Annotated in this window: 15 protein-coding genes; 6 read left to right on the top strand and 9 right to left on the bottom strand. The window is 63.7% G+C overall.

The window, feature by feature from the left end; genetic code table 11:
* The first annotated feature begins 247 nt into the window (after positions 1 to 247).
* The 3 genes from RAD04_RS28570 (at position 248) to RAD04_RS28560 (ending at position 1,104) form a co-directional block, all read left to right on the top strand.
* On the top strand, positions 248 to 679 hold the full coding sequence (locus RAD04_RS28570; protein ID WP_461626453.1) for a YybH family protein: 432 nt from the start codon (positions 248 to 250) through the stop codon (positions 677 to 679).
* 156 nt (positions 680 to 835) lie between these two features.
* Entirely contained in the window at positions 836 to 952 is a 117-nt protein-coding gene (locus tag RAD04_RS28565) for a DUF3303 family protein (RefSeq protein ID WP_461626514.1), read from the top strand.
* Positions 949 to 1,104 (top strand): DUF3303 domain-containing protein, encoded by a 156-nt coding sequence (locus RAD04_RS28560; RefSeq protein WP_461626510.1) that lies wholly within the window; start codon positions 949 to 951, stop codon positions 1,102 to 1,104. The genes RAD04_RS28565 and RAD04_RS28560 overlap by 4 nt, the downstream gene beginning before the upstream one ends.
* A 223-nt stretch (positions 1,105 to 1,327) precedes the next feature.
* On the opposite strand, the gene RAD04_RS28555 is transcribed toward RAD04_RS28560, so the two are convergent.
* From RAD04_RS28555 to acuR, 5 genes are read right to left on the bottom strand one after another with little or no spacing between them, the layout of a single operon-like run.
* Complete coding sequence (locus RAD04_RS28555; RefSeq protein WP_461626452.1) at positions 1,328 to 2,086, bottom strand: CoA-transferase; 759 nt, start codon at positions 2,084 to 2,086, stop codon at positions 1,328 to 1,330.
* Positions 2,083 to 2,889 (bottom strand): CoA transferase subunit A, encoded by an 807-nt coding sequence (locus tag RAD04_RS28550; protein ID WP_461626451.1) that lies wholly within the window; start codon positions 2,887 to 2,889, stop codon positions 2,083 to 2,085. The genes RAD04_RS28555 and RAD04_RS28550 overlap by 4 nt, the downstream gene beginning before the upstream one ends.
* 53 nt (positions 2,890 to 2,942) lie before the next feature.
* A complete protein-coding gene (acdA, locus tag RAD04_RS28545) occupies positions 2,943 to 4,157 on the bottom strand; it encodes a 3-sulfinopropanoyl-CoA desulfinase (RefSeq protein ID WP_461626450.1) in 1,215 nt (404 codons plus the stop codon).
* Positions 4,158 to 4,213: 56 nt separating this feature from the next.
* Positions 4,214 to 4,789 carry a peroxidase-related enzyme gene (locus tag RAD04_RS28540; RefSeq protein ID WP_461626449.1) on the bottom strand — a complete coding sequence of 192 codons (576 nt, stop codon included), beginning with the start codon at positions 4,787 to 4,789 and terminating at the stop codon, positions 4,214 to 4,216.
* A 16-nt stretch (positions 4,790 to 4,805) separates the two neighbouring features.
* Positions 4,806 to 5,483 (bottom strand): acrylate utilization transcriptional regulator AcuR, encoded by a 678-nt coding sequence (gene acuR / locus RAD04_RS28535; protein ID WP_461626448.1) that lies wholly within the window; start codon positions 5,481 to 5,483, stop codon positions 4,806 to 4,808.
* Between the two features lie 192 nt (positions 5,484 to 5,675).
* On the opposite strand from acuR, the gene RAD04_RS28530 reads away from it, so the two are divergent.
* Positions 5,676 to 7,151, top strand: a complete 1,476-nt coding sequence (locus tag RAD04_RS28530; RefSeq protein WP_461626447.1) for an FAD-binding oxidoreductase — start codon at positions 5,676 to 5,678, stop codon at positions 7,149 to 7,151.
* A gap of 99 nt (positions 7,152 to 7,250) precedes the next feature.
* On the opposite strand, the gene RAD04_RS28525 is transcribed toward RAD04_RS28530, so the two are convergent.
* The 4 genes from RAD04_RS28525 to RAD04_RS28510 form a co-directional block, all read right to left on the bottom strand.
* Complete coding sequence (locus RAD04_RS28525) at positions 7,251 to 7,844, bottom strand: hypothetical protein (protein ID WP_461618287.1); 594 nt, start codon at positions 7,842 to 7,844, stop codon at positions 7,251 to 7,253.
* Between the two features lie 286 nt (positions 7,845 to 8,130).
* On the bottom strand, positions 8,131 to 9,828 hold the full coding sequence (locus RAD04_RS28520; protein WP_461626446.1) for a GMC family oxidoreductase: 1,698 nt from the start codon (positions 9,826 to 9,828) through the stop codon (positions 8,131 to 8,133).
* A gap of 251 nt (positions 9,829 to 10,079) precedes the next feature.
* Positions 10,080 to 11,639, bottom strand: a complete 1,560-nt coding sequence (locus RAD04_RS28515) for an acyl-CoA carboxylase subunit beta (RefSeq protein WP_461626445.1) — start codon at positions 11,637 to 11,639, stop codon at positions 10,080 to 10,082.
* The gene (locus tag RAD04_RS28510; RefSeq protein ID WP_461618290.1) at positions 11,569 to 12,543 is read right to left on the bottom strand and encodes an IclR family transcriptional regulator; all 975 of its coding nucleotides are present in this window, start codon (positions 12,541 to 12,543) and stop codon (positions 11,569 to 11,571) included. The genes RAD04_RS28515 and RAD04_RS28510 overlap by 71 nt, the downstream gene beginning before the upstream one ends.
* 93 nt (positions 12,544 to 12,636) lie before the next feature.
* Between RAD04_RS28510 and RAD04_RS28505 the strand changes: the two genes are divergently transcribed.
* Positions 12,637 to 12,858, top strand: a complete 222-nt coding sequence (locus RAD04_RS28505; RefSeq protein WP_461626444.1) for an acyl-CoA carboxylase biotin carboxyl carrier protein subunit — start codon at positions 12,637 to 12,639, stop codon at positions 12,856 to 12,858.
* Positions 12,859 to 13,017: 159 nt separating this feature from the next.
* Positions 13,018 to 14,184: a TAXI family TRAP transporter solute-binding subunit gene (locus RAD04_RS28500; protein ID WP_461626443.1), complete on the top strand. Its 1,167-nt coding sequence runs from the start codon at positions 13,018 to 13,020 to the stop codon at positions 14,182 to 14,184.
* Positions 14,185 to 14,266 lie beyond the last annotated feature (82 nt).

Here is a 14,266-nt window from a genome sequence, read left to right as displayed (position 1 = left end):
TCGCTCCCCTTCGGGCCGCGCCTGCCAGGGACAAAGAGCGCGCCTGGTCAAGCGCTCGAGCCGCGACATGGAGTCCTCGTCAGGTCAATTGCCCGTCAATTTCCACAGCGAAGCTTCGTCAACGGTGCTGACGGTAATTCTCCGGAATTGCCGTTGCGTCTGCCCCGGTCTGGGATGGGCCATTCAATGCATCCACGTCGAGACAAGACGACTGCCCCTGTATCTGTATCGTACATTGAGTCTGGAGATGATCATGCGCAACATTGCATCGGCGATTGCAATCGTGATCGCGTTGAGCGCGCCGGCTTTGGCTCAGAAGGCCGAGATCGAAGCAAACAATGCGAAATGGATCGAGATGTTCAACAAGGGAGATTTTTCCGGGATTGCGTCCCTCTACAGCGCCGATGCGACCGCGCTCCCGCCCGGCTCCCCGATGGTGCAGGGCCGACCTGCCATCGAGGTCATGTGGAAAAGCATGGCTGAACAAGTGACCGATCCGAAGCTCACAACGGTGGATGTCAAGCCGCTCGGTTCTTCCGCGGCCCGTGAGATCGGCACGTTCGTCCTGAAGACCAAGGGATCGACACCGCAGGACGTGACCGGAAAGTATGTCGTCGTCTGGGAGAAGGTCGGAGACGACTGGAAGCTCGCCACCGACATCTGGAACGACGGCAAGTAGTCGTCTTACATCCAAACCAGCGCTTGCGCAGAAAGCAGGAGGGATCAAACCGACGCGCGTGTTCATTCGCCGTTGTCATTCGATACGCAGGCGCTATCGTGCGCATGCGGCGCAGCCGCGACATTCATCCGATAATTCTAGCCATGGGAGAATCGCATGAAATTCATAACCACCTGGAGCGTACCTCAAGGCACCTTCAATGCAGCCGTCGCCCGCTTTCTCGAGACCGGTGGCGCACCACCCGAGGGCTGCTGGGTCGCTGGCATGGCATGAATGGACAGGGATTTGCGATCTCTGAATCGAGTGATCCAAAAGCCATGTACCGTTGGCTCGCGCAATGGTCTGACCTGCTCCCGTTGACCGTCACGCCCTGCCTTGAGGACGGAGACGCGGGCGAGGTGATGGCGTCGCTTCCCAAGCGTTGATCATCAAGCGAGCGAAGGGTTCCTTCGGGCTTGCTCCGCCTCTCCCGCTTGCGGGAGAGGCCGACGCGCTCACAGAGCGCGGCGGGTGAGGGCTCTCACCGCGCAGGGACGCCCTCGGCCATCCTCTAGCAATCCCGACGCGGAGACACCCCCACCCCGCCCCTCCCCCGCAAGCGGGAGAGGGAGCCGAGTGCCGATGCCGCCGCATCCTGCACACCATACGCTATCGCCTGGCCTCCGTCGGACCGGGCATATTGCCTGCAAACTGCGGATAACACTCGCGCAGTTCCTCGCGAATTCGGCCCCGGATCAAGGCCAACGTCGCCTCGTCCGGCAGCGGCGTCGTGACCTCGCATTGCTCGTTGTCGTACGAGAATCCCGTCGTGCCTCGAATGTCGCGCCAACCATATCCCGGATGGCTGCTCTCGAGGCGAAAGCGTCCCGCCTCTCGGTCGAAGGAAAACAGCGCCGCATTGGTCAGCAGCGCATGAGGACCGCCTCGCCGATAGACTGTCTCGTCGGTGACTCCAGGCGCGGAGACGAAGTCCACGTGCTCCACCAGGGATCGCAGGCTGTGCTCTTCACGGAACAGAATGACCCGCGGCACCAGGAAATACAGGTAGGCGGAGCCGAACGAGCCGGGCCACCTGACCGGATTGTTCGGATAGTCGCCGGTGCCAACAAGATTGACGTTGCCCTGGCCGTCGATCTGGCCGCCGCCGAGAAAGAAGGCGTCGAGGCGCCCCTGCGCGGCGCAATCGAACAGCTCCTCGGCACCGCCGGTGAAGGAATTGTGCTTGACCGACCCGAGGATCGAGACCTGCACGTGCTCCAATCCGTCACGCTGGTTGAGCGCGCGCAACAGCATCGCTCCCGCCGCCGGCATCGGCGACGATTGACCGACTGCAACATGCCGCACGCCTTTCAGCAGCCGCGAGATCGTATAGATCATCAACTCGCGGCTGGTGCACGCCTCGCTCATGCCGCGCTCCCCAGGCCCCGAACGTAGGCCTGGAATCCCTCCGGCGAGCGCGCCGCTCGCGCGTATTTCTCGACTTCCTGCCCGTCCCTGGGATACTCCGCGTAAAGCCCCGTCGGCCACGCACCCTTCTCGAGCTGTGCCACCGCGCTCACATAGATCGCGGGCAGGACGCCCGCGGCCATTTTCTCGTCGTCGAGCAGCGAGACCTCGGAGATGCGCTCGACGGTGACGAAAGCCTTCTTCGACGCATGGGCCAGCAGCATCGTTTCGCGCCGGCGCCCCAGCCGGACGTTGCCGAACCGGTCCGCTTCAGGTGCATGAAACAGGGCGATGTCGGGCTGGATCGCGGAGACCACGACGATCTTCTCAGCGTCATCGAACGGATTGGACGTCACCTTCCAATCGTCGCGCTTCTCCAGGACGTCGCTGCCGATGATGCCGCGGATCGGCATGAACGGCACGCCCTTCTCCACGGCCGTCAGACCTGCGAACACCGCCGGACAGGTGGCATCCCGGAGGCGAATGGATCCATCGCGCACAGCCCGGCTGAAACAGGGCGCGCCGCCCGCTTCGCCGAGACTGACGGCGCTCGTCTCCAGCGTCGCCACGGCACCGGCGCCGATCAGCATATCGACTTGCATGCCGCCAATCGGCGCGCAGACCACATGGAGATCGCGAATGCCGCGATCGATCAGCATCCGAACCAATCCCGGGGCCGCGGCGTAATCGTCCGGCGCCAGGCCGAGCTTGCACCCCGACGGTATCATCTCCGCCATCTCTCGCGGCGTTACGAAGTCTGTCATCTCTTCTCTCCCTCGGCTCCCGATCAACACGCCGCGTCGCGCACGATAGCGCCCTAGTCCTTTGCCGCAAGGTCCCTTGACACGACGTAGCCATCGCGCGTCTGCGGCAGCTTCCAGCCCAGGACCTTGCTGGCAACCAATGTGCGCAGCACCTGGGCCGTGCCGCCCCCGATCGTGAACATGCGGACATCGCGCGCCATCCGTTCGAGCGGAAAGTCGCGCGAATAGCCGCGGGCTCCGAACACCTGCAGGGCGTCGTTGACGATCTTGATGGCGGCTTCCGAGGCGAAGATCTTCGCCTGGGCGGCAAGCATGGGATCGGGGAATGCGCTGCCGCCCGGCCCGCGTGAAGCTGCCGCAGCGTGCAGCATCAGGCGCGATGCGGTCAGCTGCGTCTGCATATCTGCGAGCATCCAGTGCAGCCCCTGAAATTCGCCGATCGGCCGGCCGAACTGCTCGCGCGTCTTCGCCCATGCGATGGCGTGCTCCAGCGCGCCGGCCGCAATCCCCATGGCGACCGTGCCGGCGCCGACACGCTGGCTGTTGTAGGCATTGATGAGGTCGGCGAAGCCGCGCTTGAAGCCTGACGGCGGCAGCACCACCATGTCCGGCGTGATCTCGAGGTCCTCGAAGACGAGCTCGCCCTCGGGCATGCCGCACAGTCCCATCGTCGTCTCGCGCTTGCTGACGCGGAGCCCTTCCGCCTCGCCGCGTACCGCCAGGAAGCCGCCGACGCCCAGCTCCTCTCCGCTCTCGTCGAACACGCGCGCAAAGATCAAATGGAGGCGGGAGACCCCGGCGCCGGTGATCCAGTGCTTCTTGCCGTTGAGAACATAGCGGTTGCCACGTTTGTCGGCTCGCGTCGTCATTCCGCTCGCGTCACTGCCCGCGTCGGGCTCCGTGATGCAAATGGCCGGCTTGTCGCCATCCAGGACGAGATCGGCGGCGAGCTTTTTCTGCGCATCGGTCCCATAGGCCATCACAGTCGAGATGGCGCCCATGTTGGCCTCGACCACGATGCGCGCAGACACGGTACAGGACCGGGCGATTTCCTCGATGACCAGCACCGTGTCGAGGAAGCTCCGACCCTCGCCGCCATATTCGACCGGAATGGTCATTCCCATGAAGCGCTCGGCCTTCAGCGCCTCGACGACGTCCCATGGATATTCACGCGACCGGTCGATGTCGGCAGCACGTTTGCGGATCGTCTCGTTGGAGAGCGCAGCAGCCCTCTCCTTCAGCGCCAGCTGCTGGGATGAGAGCTCCATGTCCGTTCTCCATGTCCGCGGACAAGCGTGCTTGCCGAACAGGTCCGTCGGCCCGGTCAGCCGCGTCCCATGTTATAGAATTCCGGGTTCGGACGCATGCTCGTGACGTTGGCAAGCCGGTTGGAGAGGCCGAAGAAGGCCGAGATCGCGGCAATGTCCCAGATGTCGTCTTCCGTGAACCCGTGCGATTTCAGCGTGGCGAAATCGGACTCGGACACGTTGTAGGCCTCGGTCGACACGCGCACGGCGAAGTCGAGCATCGCCTTCTGCCGGTCGGTGATATCCGCCTTGCGGTAATTGACCGCGACCTGATCGGCAATCAGCGGATCCTTGGCGCGGATGCGCAGGATCGCGCCGTGCGCGATGACGCAATACTGGCATTGATTGAGGTTGCTGGTCGCAACCACGATCATTTCCCGCTCGGCCTTGGTGAGGTTGCCGGGCTTGTCCATGAGCGCGTCGTGATAGGCAAAAAATGCGCGAAACTCGTCCGGCCGGTGCGCCAGCACGAGAAAGACGTTCGGGATGAAGCCGGACTTCTCCTGGACGGCGACGATGCGGGCGCGGATGTCCTCCGGCATGTCGGCCAGATCAGGGACAGGGAAGCGACTAATTGCAAGTGCCTGGGTCATGGCCTGGTTATCCTTGTTACTCGTCGATGGAAATCGGTACGATCACGCGTTCCTTCGCCTGGATCATCGCGAGAAATCCTCGCGCGAAGACGTCGAGCGCGTCGGGGCGTCTTTCCAGCTTCGCCCGCAGCACCGCGCCCTCCCAGCCGATCCAGAAGAAATGCGCGAGGCTGTCGCAGTCGACGCCTTCGGGGATGTCGCCCGCCTGCTGCGCCGCGCGGAGGCAGCGCGAGGTCCGCGCTTCCCAGTCCCTGAAGACGGCGGCCAGGCGCTTTCGGAACGGCTCCGGCAGCGCCCCCATCTCTTGTCCGAGATTGCCGACGAGACAGCCACGTCGATAACCGTAGCGAGCCATGCCCGACCGCGCGTCTGCGATGAAATCGCGCAGGCGGTCCAGCGGCGCCCGCGCTGCATCGTCGAACCATCGATCCAGCTTGCGGGCGAAATAGGCGGCGTAGGCATCGATCAGTTCGAGGCCGAAAGCCTCCTTGCTGCCGAAGTAGTGATAGAATGACCCTTTCGGCACGTCGGCGGAGTCAAGGATCTCCTCGACGCCGACGGCGCTGAATCCCTTCTCGGTCAGAATCGCAACGCCCGTCCGCAACAGACGCGCGCGCGGCGCGTTCGGCTGCGACTGGTCCTTGGGAGGACGGCCCCGTCGGCGCGGCTCTGAAACCGAGGCTGCTCTGTTCATGAAGATTTATTAGACCGATCGGTTTGCCAAATCAACCCTCTCCCTCCCATGCCTCAAATCTCCCGCGGACCGCATTCGTCACCGGCTCCAGATTCGAGACATCTTGCCGTTAGACTCCCCGCACCAAACGTGGACAATACCCGGGCACGTCACGTGCGCAGTGCACACCAAGATGCGCCAGGGGAAACGAAAATGCCGACTGCCTTCCCGTCGTCCGAACCCACCATTCCGACCGCTCCCTTGACTGCCGAGATGCGCGATGCGTTGCGCGCGATCGTGGGTGAAAAGGGCCTCATCGAGGACGAGCACGGCAAGCAGCCGTTCGTGACGGATTGGCGGGGATTGCTGGTTGGCGGTGCCGGCGCCGTTGTTCGTCCTGGCAGCACCGAGGAAGTTTCGAAAGTGGTCCGGCTTTGCCATGAGCACGGCGTCGCCGTCGTGCCGCAGGGCGGCAACACCGGCCTGATGGGCGGAGCGACGCCCTGGCCTGCACACACCGGCATCGTGTTGTCGCTCGGCCGCATGAACCGCGTGCTGGACGTCGATCCCGTCGGCTACGCGATGACGGTCGAGGCCGGCTGCGTGCTGCAGACGCTTCAGGAGACGGCAAGCCGGCACGACAGGTTCCTGCCGCTCAGCCTCGGCGCCCAGGGCTCGTGCATGATCGGAGGCAATCTGTCGACCAACGCCGGCGGCGTGCAGGTGCTGCGCTATGGCAATGCCCGCAATCTCGTGCTGGGGCTCGAGGTCGTGCTGGCAAACGGCGAGGTCTGGGACGGATTGCGCGCGCTCAAGAAGGACAACACCGGCTATGACCTCAAGCACCTCTTCATGGGCGCCGAAGGCACGCTGGGCATCATCACCAAGGCCGTGCTCAAGCTGTGGCCGGCGCCGAAGGACGTCTCTACATCGTGGCTGGCGATCCGCGATCCGCGCGCGGCCCTGGAGATCCTGTCGGAAGCGCACGCGGCATCCGGAGACAATGTCGGCTCTTGCGAGCTGTTGAGCCGCGCCGCCATCGACATGGTGCTGCGCCATATTCCCGGCGCCCAGGATCCCCTCAAGGCCGACACGCCATGGTACCTGCTGCTGGAATGGTCGTCCTCGCGGGCGCGCCAGGACGGCACCGAGGGCATGTCCGAGAAGATGGAGCAGTTTCTCGCCGATCAACTCGAGGCCGGCCGCGTGCTCGATGCGGTGATCGCCCACACGGTCGGTCAATCGCGCAACATGTGGCGCATCCGTGAAAGTGTCGCCGAGGCCTCCCGGGCCGAAGGTCCGGGGCTCAGCTTTGATGTGTCGGTGGCCATCTCAGGGATTCCGGAGTTCATCGCCAAGGGCACCAAGGCCGTGCTCGACATTCTCCCGACCATCAGGCCCTATCCTTTGGGGCACATCGGCGATGGCAATCTGCATTTTTCGTTCATGGGGCCGACCGGCATGGATCAGCAGACGCTGACCCAATACAAGGGCGCCATCACGCGGGCCGTGAACGATCTCGTCACCTCGATGGATGGCTCGATCTCGGCAGAGCACGGCATCGGCATCGACAAGCTCGACGAGCTCAGCCATTACCGCTCGAAGACCGAGCTCGACATCATGCGGACCATCAAGCGCGCGCTCGATCCGCAGAACATCATGAATCCCGGCAAGGTGCTGCGGCTCTGACCGACGCTCCGCCCCGCATCAACGATTGGTCCAGCATGGGCGGGTCGCAACGATGTTGCTACCCGCCCGCGATCTTGTCGAGAGTGGTGTCCTCAGTCCTCAAGCCGCCGAACCGCCGCGCGGATTGACGATCGCATACCCTCGCAGTGAACGTGCGTGGATTCGCGTGGTGTGTCCGCCCGAGTTGGCATCATAAGCCATCCAGACATCGCCTCCGAGGTGCTGCTCCAGAACGAAAACGTGTCCTCGTCGCGCAGCAACCATTCCCGGTGCCGGTGATGTCCGCGGAAAGCGCAGCCAATTGGCCGCAAGATTCAATTCCGGCACGATACGACCGAACACGCGCAGAGCCGCGCCGCAGCCGCAGAAGGACGAAGGGCAACCTGCCGGACGACCACCGACGACGCGAGCCCCGGAGACACCGGAGACGGTCGCCGGCGTGGCGGCGCCCCCAGCATCAGTCACTGTCAGCTGCGTCGAGCGGTACGCTTGCAGTGACGGCGTGGAATTCAGTGAGGATCTGGAAGTAAGTGAAGACTTGAAAGTCCGCTCGCGTTGCATCTGCGAATACGAGAAGTCGCAGGGCATGGTGACATTGCATTCGGAAGCATGATGAATGCGATAAGGTCGCGCTTCCGAAGTAACAGAGCTCAAGACAACGAAGAGATACGCAGAAATTACTAGCCTGTACATTGCAGGACTCCAAAATAGAGTGGTCCTGCCCCAAGCAACGAGAAACCAATAACAGTTTGGCTGAAATGGGCCTAAAGAGCGGCTGAAAATGGCAGCCCTTGCCCGACGCTGTCTGCAATCATCATAGCCTACAAATAGCGATCGAAATGATTAACTCGCAGAGAACGAATGAACGCTCGACGTGTCCAACGCACCGCATGCAATCAAGTCCAGTGCGCATTCGTCGTGGATTCTGCAGCAAGCTCTCCTCGTCACTGCGCTGCCCTGATCGGCACAACGCCGCTATTCACTGCATCATCGCTGCCGCGATCTTCTCCGCCGACATCAACACGGGAAAGTTGGTGTTGGCGCATGGCACCACCGGAAAGATCGAGGCGTCGACGACGCGCAGGCCCTGGATGCCCTTGACGCGGCCCTGATTGTCGACCACCGCCATCGGATCGTCGGCGCGGCCCATGCGGCATGAGCAGGAAGCGTGCCACACGCCGATGGTCGCCTTGCGCACGAAGGCTTCCAGCGCCTCGTCGTCGTTCATCACCTGATCGAAGGTGAAACCTTCAACCACGAAATTGTCGATCATGTAGTGGCGCAGCGCGGCCGGCCCGTCCATCAGCGTCGCGGCGATCTTGGTCAGGATCCTGTTCTTGGTGTTGACCACGCCGATCTTGCGGACCTTGTCCGTGTAGGCGGCCGGGAACGGCTTGTCCGTCACCGCCCTCACCACGTCGCTCATCTGCACCGCCGCCATCTTGCGGAAGCCGCTCATCAAGCGATCGAGATCGCGCCGGTCGGACAACAGATTGAACTCGACGATCGGCTCTGCCGAGGGATCGCGCGCGGCCAGCTTGACCTGTCCGGTCTCGGAATAGGTCTTGTTGACGAAGGTCAGCAGCGAGCCGATCTGCTCGCCGACCGCATGCCAGGCCGACTTGGAGAGCAAGACGACGAACATGTCGCCCTTCGGCACGCCGGCGAGACCGGAGGAATAGCGCAGGCCCAGCTGCATGTGGCGCCTGGTGTGCTCGTTCATGCGCGCGCCGCGGCGAACAAAGGACGACAGCGAGATCGAGGGATGATCCATCAGGCGCTGGCCGACGCCCGGCAGTCCCATCAGCACGGGAATGCCGAGATCCTTGAGGTGGCCGACCGGCCCGATGCCGGCGCGCAACAGATGCGCCGGCGAATGGATGGCGCCGCTGGAGAGGATGATCTCGCGTCCACGGAATTCCTGCTCGCGTCCGTCCACGACGGCCTTCACGCCGACGCAGCGCGTCCCCTCGAACACCAGCTCGCGCACTTGCGTGGTGGTGGAGATGGTGAGATTGGCGCGCTGGCGGGTGTCGCGATCGAGATAGCCCATCGCGGCGGAGACGCGTTGCTCGGCCTGGTTCGAATGCGTCACCGGGAAGAAGCCGTCGACGAACTCGCCGTTCTGGTCCGGCAGGAATCGGTGGCCGGCCTGCTGGAAGGCCTCGGCGAAGGCCTGCGAATGCCGCGTCCAGTGCTCGCGCGGGATGCGGCGGACCGGGATCCGGCCATCCTTGCCATGGTACGGTCCGTCGAAATCGAGATCGCGCTCGACTTTCTTGAAGAAGGGCAGCACGTCGTTCCAGGTCCACCCCTCGGCGCCGCGCGCGTCCCATTCGTCGTAATCGGTGGGAGCGCCGCGGTTGGCCATCTGGCCGTTGATCGACGAACCGCCGCCGAGCACGCGCGCCTGCTCGTATTTGCGCAAGGGAGGCCGGCCCACGTGCGGGTTGTTGTGGCTGACGACCTGCGTCGTGACCTTGAGCTCGGTCCAGTGGAAGCGCGGATCGAAATAGGCCGTGCCCGGATAGCTGTCCCTGATCTCGGCCGGCTCGTTGCCGGGCGGCGTGTCCTGGCCGGCTTCGCACAGCAGGACCTTGTTGGCACTCTTCGCGGAGAGCCGGTGGGCCAGCACGGACCCCGCCGAGCCGCCGCCCACGATAATGAAGTCATACACGATTGGCGTTTCCTGTTGTTTTTGTTGGTTAGTAGTCCGTCATCCTGAGGCGCGAGCCGCGGGACGCAACGCGTCGCGCGGGGAGCCTCGAAGGATGTACGGCCCCGATGCAGCCGGGCCGTCGTCCTGCGAGGGCCGCTGAAGAAGCGGCCACCTCAGGATGACGGTGATGGAGCTGTGACTCCAGATCTTCTTCGCCGAGGGTTTCTGGATTGCTTCGTCGCAAGAGCTCCTCGCAATGACGGCTGAGCCTAAGGCCTGATCGAAAAGTTCTCCGGCGGCCCCGGCTTTCGCAGCGGCTCGGCCAGCCTTGCGAACTCGCACAGCAGCGACCTTGTCTTCCGGGGATCGATGATCTCCTCGACCCAGAATTTTTCGGCCGAGCGGAACGGCGAGCGCAGCTTGTTGAGACGCGCCTCGATCTCCTTGAGCTTCTCCGCCTTGTCCTCGGCCGCATCGATGTCGGCGCGGTAGGCGGCCTCGATGCCGCCTTCGAGCGGCAGCGAGCCCCAATAGGCCGACGGCCAGGCGTAGCGGATCGAGAAGCGGTCGGCCGGCTGGTGCACGACACCCGCAACACCAAACGCGTTGCGCAAGATCACGGTGCACCAGGGCACGGTGGTCTGGTTCACCGCGGCCATGGCGCGAACGCCGTGGCGGATGGTCGCCGCCTTCTCGGCATCGAGGCCGATCATGAAGCCCGGGCAATCCATGAGATAGACGACCGGCAGATGGAAGGTCTCGGCGAAGTCGACCCAGCGCACCACCTTCTGGCAGGCATCCGCCGTCCAGGAGCCGCCATAGTGGAAGCTGTCGCTGGCGAGAACCATCACCGCCCTGCCCTCGAGTCGCGCGAGACCGACGATGATGGGCTTGCCGAAATTCTTGCCGACCTCGAAGAACGAGCCCTTGTCCACGACGGACTCGATGATGGGCCGCATCTTGTAGACCTGCTTGCGGTTGCGCGGCACCGCGTTCATCAGCGCTTCGTCGCTACGTTCAGGATTGTCCGTGCAGGGCAAGGTTGGCGGCAACTCATAGACCGAGGACGGTAGATAAGACAGGAAGCGCCGCGCGCAGGCGAACGCTTCTTCTTCGGTGTCGACGGCGTGATCGACCGCGCCGGCACGGGTCTGGATGTCGGCGCCGCCGAGTTCCTCCTTCGACAGGTCCTGCCCCAGCGCCTTCACCACCGGCGGGCCAGCGACGAACATCGCGGACTTCCGGGTCATGATCGAATAGTGGCTGGCGGCGAGCCGCGCGGCACCGAGGCCTGCGACCGAGCCGAGGCCGAGTGCGACCACGGGAACGCGCGACAGGTTCTCCGTCGTGAAGCGATACCAGCGTGTGCCGCCGATGCCTCCAGGCAGGTTCGCCGCGCCCTTGGTCTCGATGGTCTTGACCGAGCCGCCGCCGCCGGAGCCCTCGATGATGCGGACGATCGGCAGGCGGAAATCATGCGCCATCTCCTCCGCCATCAGCGGTTTTGCGGAAATGGACGCATCAGCCGAGCCGCCCCGTACCGTAAAGTCGTCGCCGACCACGACCACGGTGCGGCCGTCGACGCGCGCGCGGCCAAACACGCAGTTCGCCGGCGTCAATTTCTGCAGCTCGCCGCTGGTATCGTACTCACCGATGCCGGAGACGGCACCGATCTCGTGGAAGCTGCCTTTGTCGATCAGCTTGTCGATACGCTCCCGAACAGTCAGCCGGCCCTGGTCATGCTGTCGCTTGACCTTGTCAACGCCGCCCATCTCCCGCGCGAAGGCTTCGCGCCGGGCGAGCTCGTCGAGTTCCGGCTTCCAGTTCATTCACTCCCTCCGAATTGATCGGCTTGTTATTGTTGTGCACGGCCATTGCGACCGGTTTACGCGGGATGCGGTTGTTGAAGGCGTCGCCTTCCGCGCCCTCCATCAGGCTGCCGAGCGACCGGCCGAGCTCGAGCATCAGGGGTGCGACTTCGGCATGCAGCCGCTGCTCGTCATACATCGTGGACAGAAGGCCGATCGTGATGACGACGTAGGTCTGGTATTGCGGCGACCAGATCGGCACCGCGAGCCCGTTGATGTGCGGGCTCCACAAGCCACAGGCCACGACATAGCCGCGCTCACGCAACATCTGCCGATTGGCTTCAATGCGGGGTTTCAGGATCTTCGCAGCCTCGGGCGCTTCCCGTTCCACGTCCGCGATGAAGGCATCGCCGATCTCCGGCGCCAGCGCCGCGGTGTAGGCCGCGCCCGCGGCGGTCGAGGCCATCGAGATGCGGCTGCCGGTGCCCTCGTGCAGGCCGAGGGCGGTCGCCGAGCGCGCGAACTGGAGATAGACCAGATGGAAGCGATCGGGCACGACGAGGCCGACGGTGCCCGGCAGCTGCTCGGCGACTTCCTGAAGCCGTTGCCGGATCATGCTGCGCAATTGCGCGCCCTTCATCATCGAGGCGCTCATCGCCACTGCGCTCGGGCCGATGCGATATTTCTGATCGCGCGGCAGGTAGACCAACTGGCCCATCCGCGTCAGCGTGTGCGTGAGCCGCGACACCGTCGAGCGTGGCAGGCCGCAGCGATTTGAAATCTCGAGATTGCCGAGCCTTGCCTCGTGGCCCTCGAAGCATCGCAACACGTCGAACGCGCGCGAGACCACCTGGATGACATCACCCTCACCGGCATCGCCAGCGAGCACACCTTGCCTACTCAACCGCTCGGATCGTCGTCCCATGTTCCCTACCGTTTGTTCCGCTGTGCGGAATTAAATTCCACTTGCAGACGACGCTACCTCAGGCATTTTGCGACGACAACAAAAAGGGATGGCATGCCAGAAATTAAGATCGTCACGGAGGTCGCCGGGCGCGTCTGCGCAACTCCCGTGCAAGTTGGAGGAACCATTGCGGAGGGCGATGAAATTGTAATCGTCGAAGCCATGAAGATGGAAATACCGGTGCTCTCGCCTGCAAGCGGCACGATCACATCGCTTCTGGTGAAACTCGACGACCTCGTTGCCGAGGGACAGGCGGTCGCGATTGTCGCGTGCTGACGGCGTTATCCGCGGCAATCTGTCAGTCTCGTTCCCGCATGCGCGGTACGGCGTTGCCATCGCCTGATACGGGTGACATGATCCGTCGCAAACAAAACTCTGTTTCAAACAAAGAACGAAAATCTTCGCGGCAAACGCGAAAGATCATTGGAGGGAAACATGCATCGTGGGCTGCTCGTGCTCGCGCCTGCCTTGGTGGCGGGCATCTCTTTTGCGTCTACACGCTACTCGTTCGCCGAAGACATCAAGCTGCCGGCGACGTTGACGTTCACCGCCTATGACACCGGAACCGCCGGCTTCAACATCGCGGTCGGCGTCGGCAAGATGATGAAGGACAAGTACGGCACCGATGTGCGCGTGCTGCCCGCAGGCAACGACGTTGCCCGCCTCGCGCCGCTGCGCGCCAAGCGCGCGGCATCTTCGGCGATGGGATCCGGCACCTACTTCGCGCAGGAAGGCATGTTCGAGTTCGGCGCGAAGGAATGGGGTCCGCAGCCGCTTCAGATCCTGCTCTCGACCGTCGACTGCAATTGCGGATCGCTCGGCGTCGCCGCCGACACCGGTGTGAAGGAGCTGAAGGACCTCAAGGGCAAGCGTGTCGGCTTTGTGGTCGGCTCACCCGCGCTGAACCAGAACTCGCTCGCAGTGCTCGCCTTCGCCGGGCTGACGCAGAAAGACGTCAAGGCCGTCGAATTCGCAAGCTACGGCGCGATGTGGAAAGGGCTGATCAACAACGACGTCGACGCCGCTTTCGGCACCACCATCACCGGCCCCGCCAAGGAAGCCGAGACCTCGCCGCGCGGCTTGATCTGGCCGCCGCTGCCCGCCAAGGACAAGGAAGGCTGGGCGCGAATGCAGAAGGTTGGATCGTTCTTCTTCCCGCAAGTCGCGACCTGCGGGGCCGGCATCTCGCCGGACAAGCCGGTCGAGCTCGGCAACTACCCCTACCCGATCTTCGTCGCCTATGCCTCGCAGCCGGCCGACCAGGTCTATGCCATCACCAAGGCGATGATCACAAATTACGACGCCTACAAGGATTCGGCGCCCGGTGCCGGTGGCCTCGCGGCCGACCGCCAGACCAAGAACTGGGTGGTGCCGGTGCATCCCGGCTCGGTGAAGGCGCTGAAGGAAGCCGGACAATGGAGCGATGCGCAGGAGGCGCACAACAACAAGCTGATCAAGCGGCAGGAGGTGCTGGCAGCCGCGTGGGCCGATTACGGCAAGTCCAACCCGCCGTCGGACGACAAGGCATTTCTCGACGGCTGGATGAAAGCGCGCGCGACGGCGCTTGCGAAAGCCGACATGCCGAACGGGTTCGAGGATTAGAGCGCGATGTTGTTGGGCTTGATGGCCGCCGCGCGAGAAGTGCGTCGACCTCTCCCGCAAGCGGGAGAGGTCGAGGAGCCCG

It is taken from the genome of Bradyrhizobium sp. 25ACV (genome assembly GCF_054863005.1).
Note: the sequence above shows the minus strand (reverse complement) of the source record. Positions and strands in the feature narration are given on the sequence as shown.

Coding starts and splice junctions, on each gene's coding strand:
- RAD04_RS28505 (WP_461626444.1), top strand. CDS start 12,637: ATGCCAGAAATTAAGATCGTCACGGAGGTCGCCGGGCGCGTCTGCGCA.
- acuR (WP_461626448.1), bottom strand. CDS start 5,483: ATGAACAGAGCAGCCTCGGTTTCAGAGCCGCGCCGACGGGGCCGTCCT.
- RAD04_RS28510 (WP_461618290.1), bottom strand. CDS start 12,543: ATGGGACGACGATCCGAGCGGTTGAGTAGGCAAGGTGTGCTCGCTGGC.
- RAD04_RS28555 (WP_461626452.1), bottom strand. CDS start 2,086: ATGAGCGAGGCGTGCACCAGCCGCGAGTTGATGATCTATACGATCTCG.
- RAD04_RS28570 (WP_461626453.1), top strand. CDS start 248: ATGATCATGCGCAACATTGCATCGGCGATTGCAATCGTGATCGCGTTG.
- RAD04_RS28500 (WP_461626443.1), top strand. CDS start 13,018: ATGCATCGTGGGCTGCTCGTGCTCGCGCCTGCCTTGGTGGCGGGCATC.
- RAD04_RS28565 (WP_461626514.1), top strand. CDS start 836: ATGAAATTCATAACCACCTGGAGCGTACCTCAAGGCACCTTCAATGCA.
- RAD04_RS28540 (WP_461626449.1), bottom strand. CDS start 4,789: ATGACCCAGGCACTTGCAATTAGTCGCTTCCCTGTCCCTGATCTGGCC.
- RAD04_RS28560 (WP_461626510.1), top strand. CDS start 949: ATGAATGGACAGGGATTTGCGATCTCTGAATCGAGTGATCCAAAAGCC.
- acdA (WP_461626450.1), bottom strand. CDS start 4,157: ATGGAGCTCTCATCCCAGCAGCTGGCGCTGAAGGAGAGGGCTGCTGCG.
- RAD04_RS28550 (WP_461626451.1), bottom strand. CDS start 2,889: ATGACAGACTTCGTAACGCCGCGAGAGATGGCGGAGATGATACCGTCG.
- RAD04_RS28530 (WP_461626447.1), top strand. CDS start 5,676: ATGCCGACTGCCTTCCCGTCGTCCGAACCCACCATTCCGACCGCTCCC.
- RAD04_RS28515 (WP_461626445.1), bottom strand. CDS start 11,639: ATGAACTGGAAGCCGGAACTCGACGAGCTCGCCCGGCGCGAAGCCTTC.
- RAD04_RS28525 (WP_461618287.1), bottom strand. CDS start 7,844: ATGTACAGGCTAGTAATTTCTGCGTATCTCTTCGTTGTCTTGAGCTCT.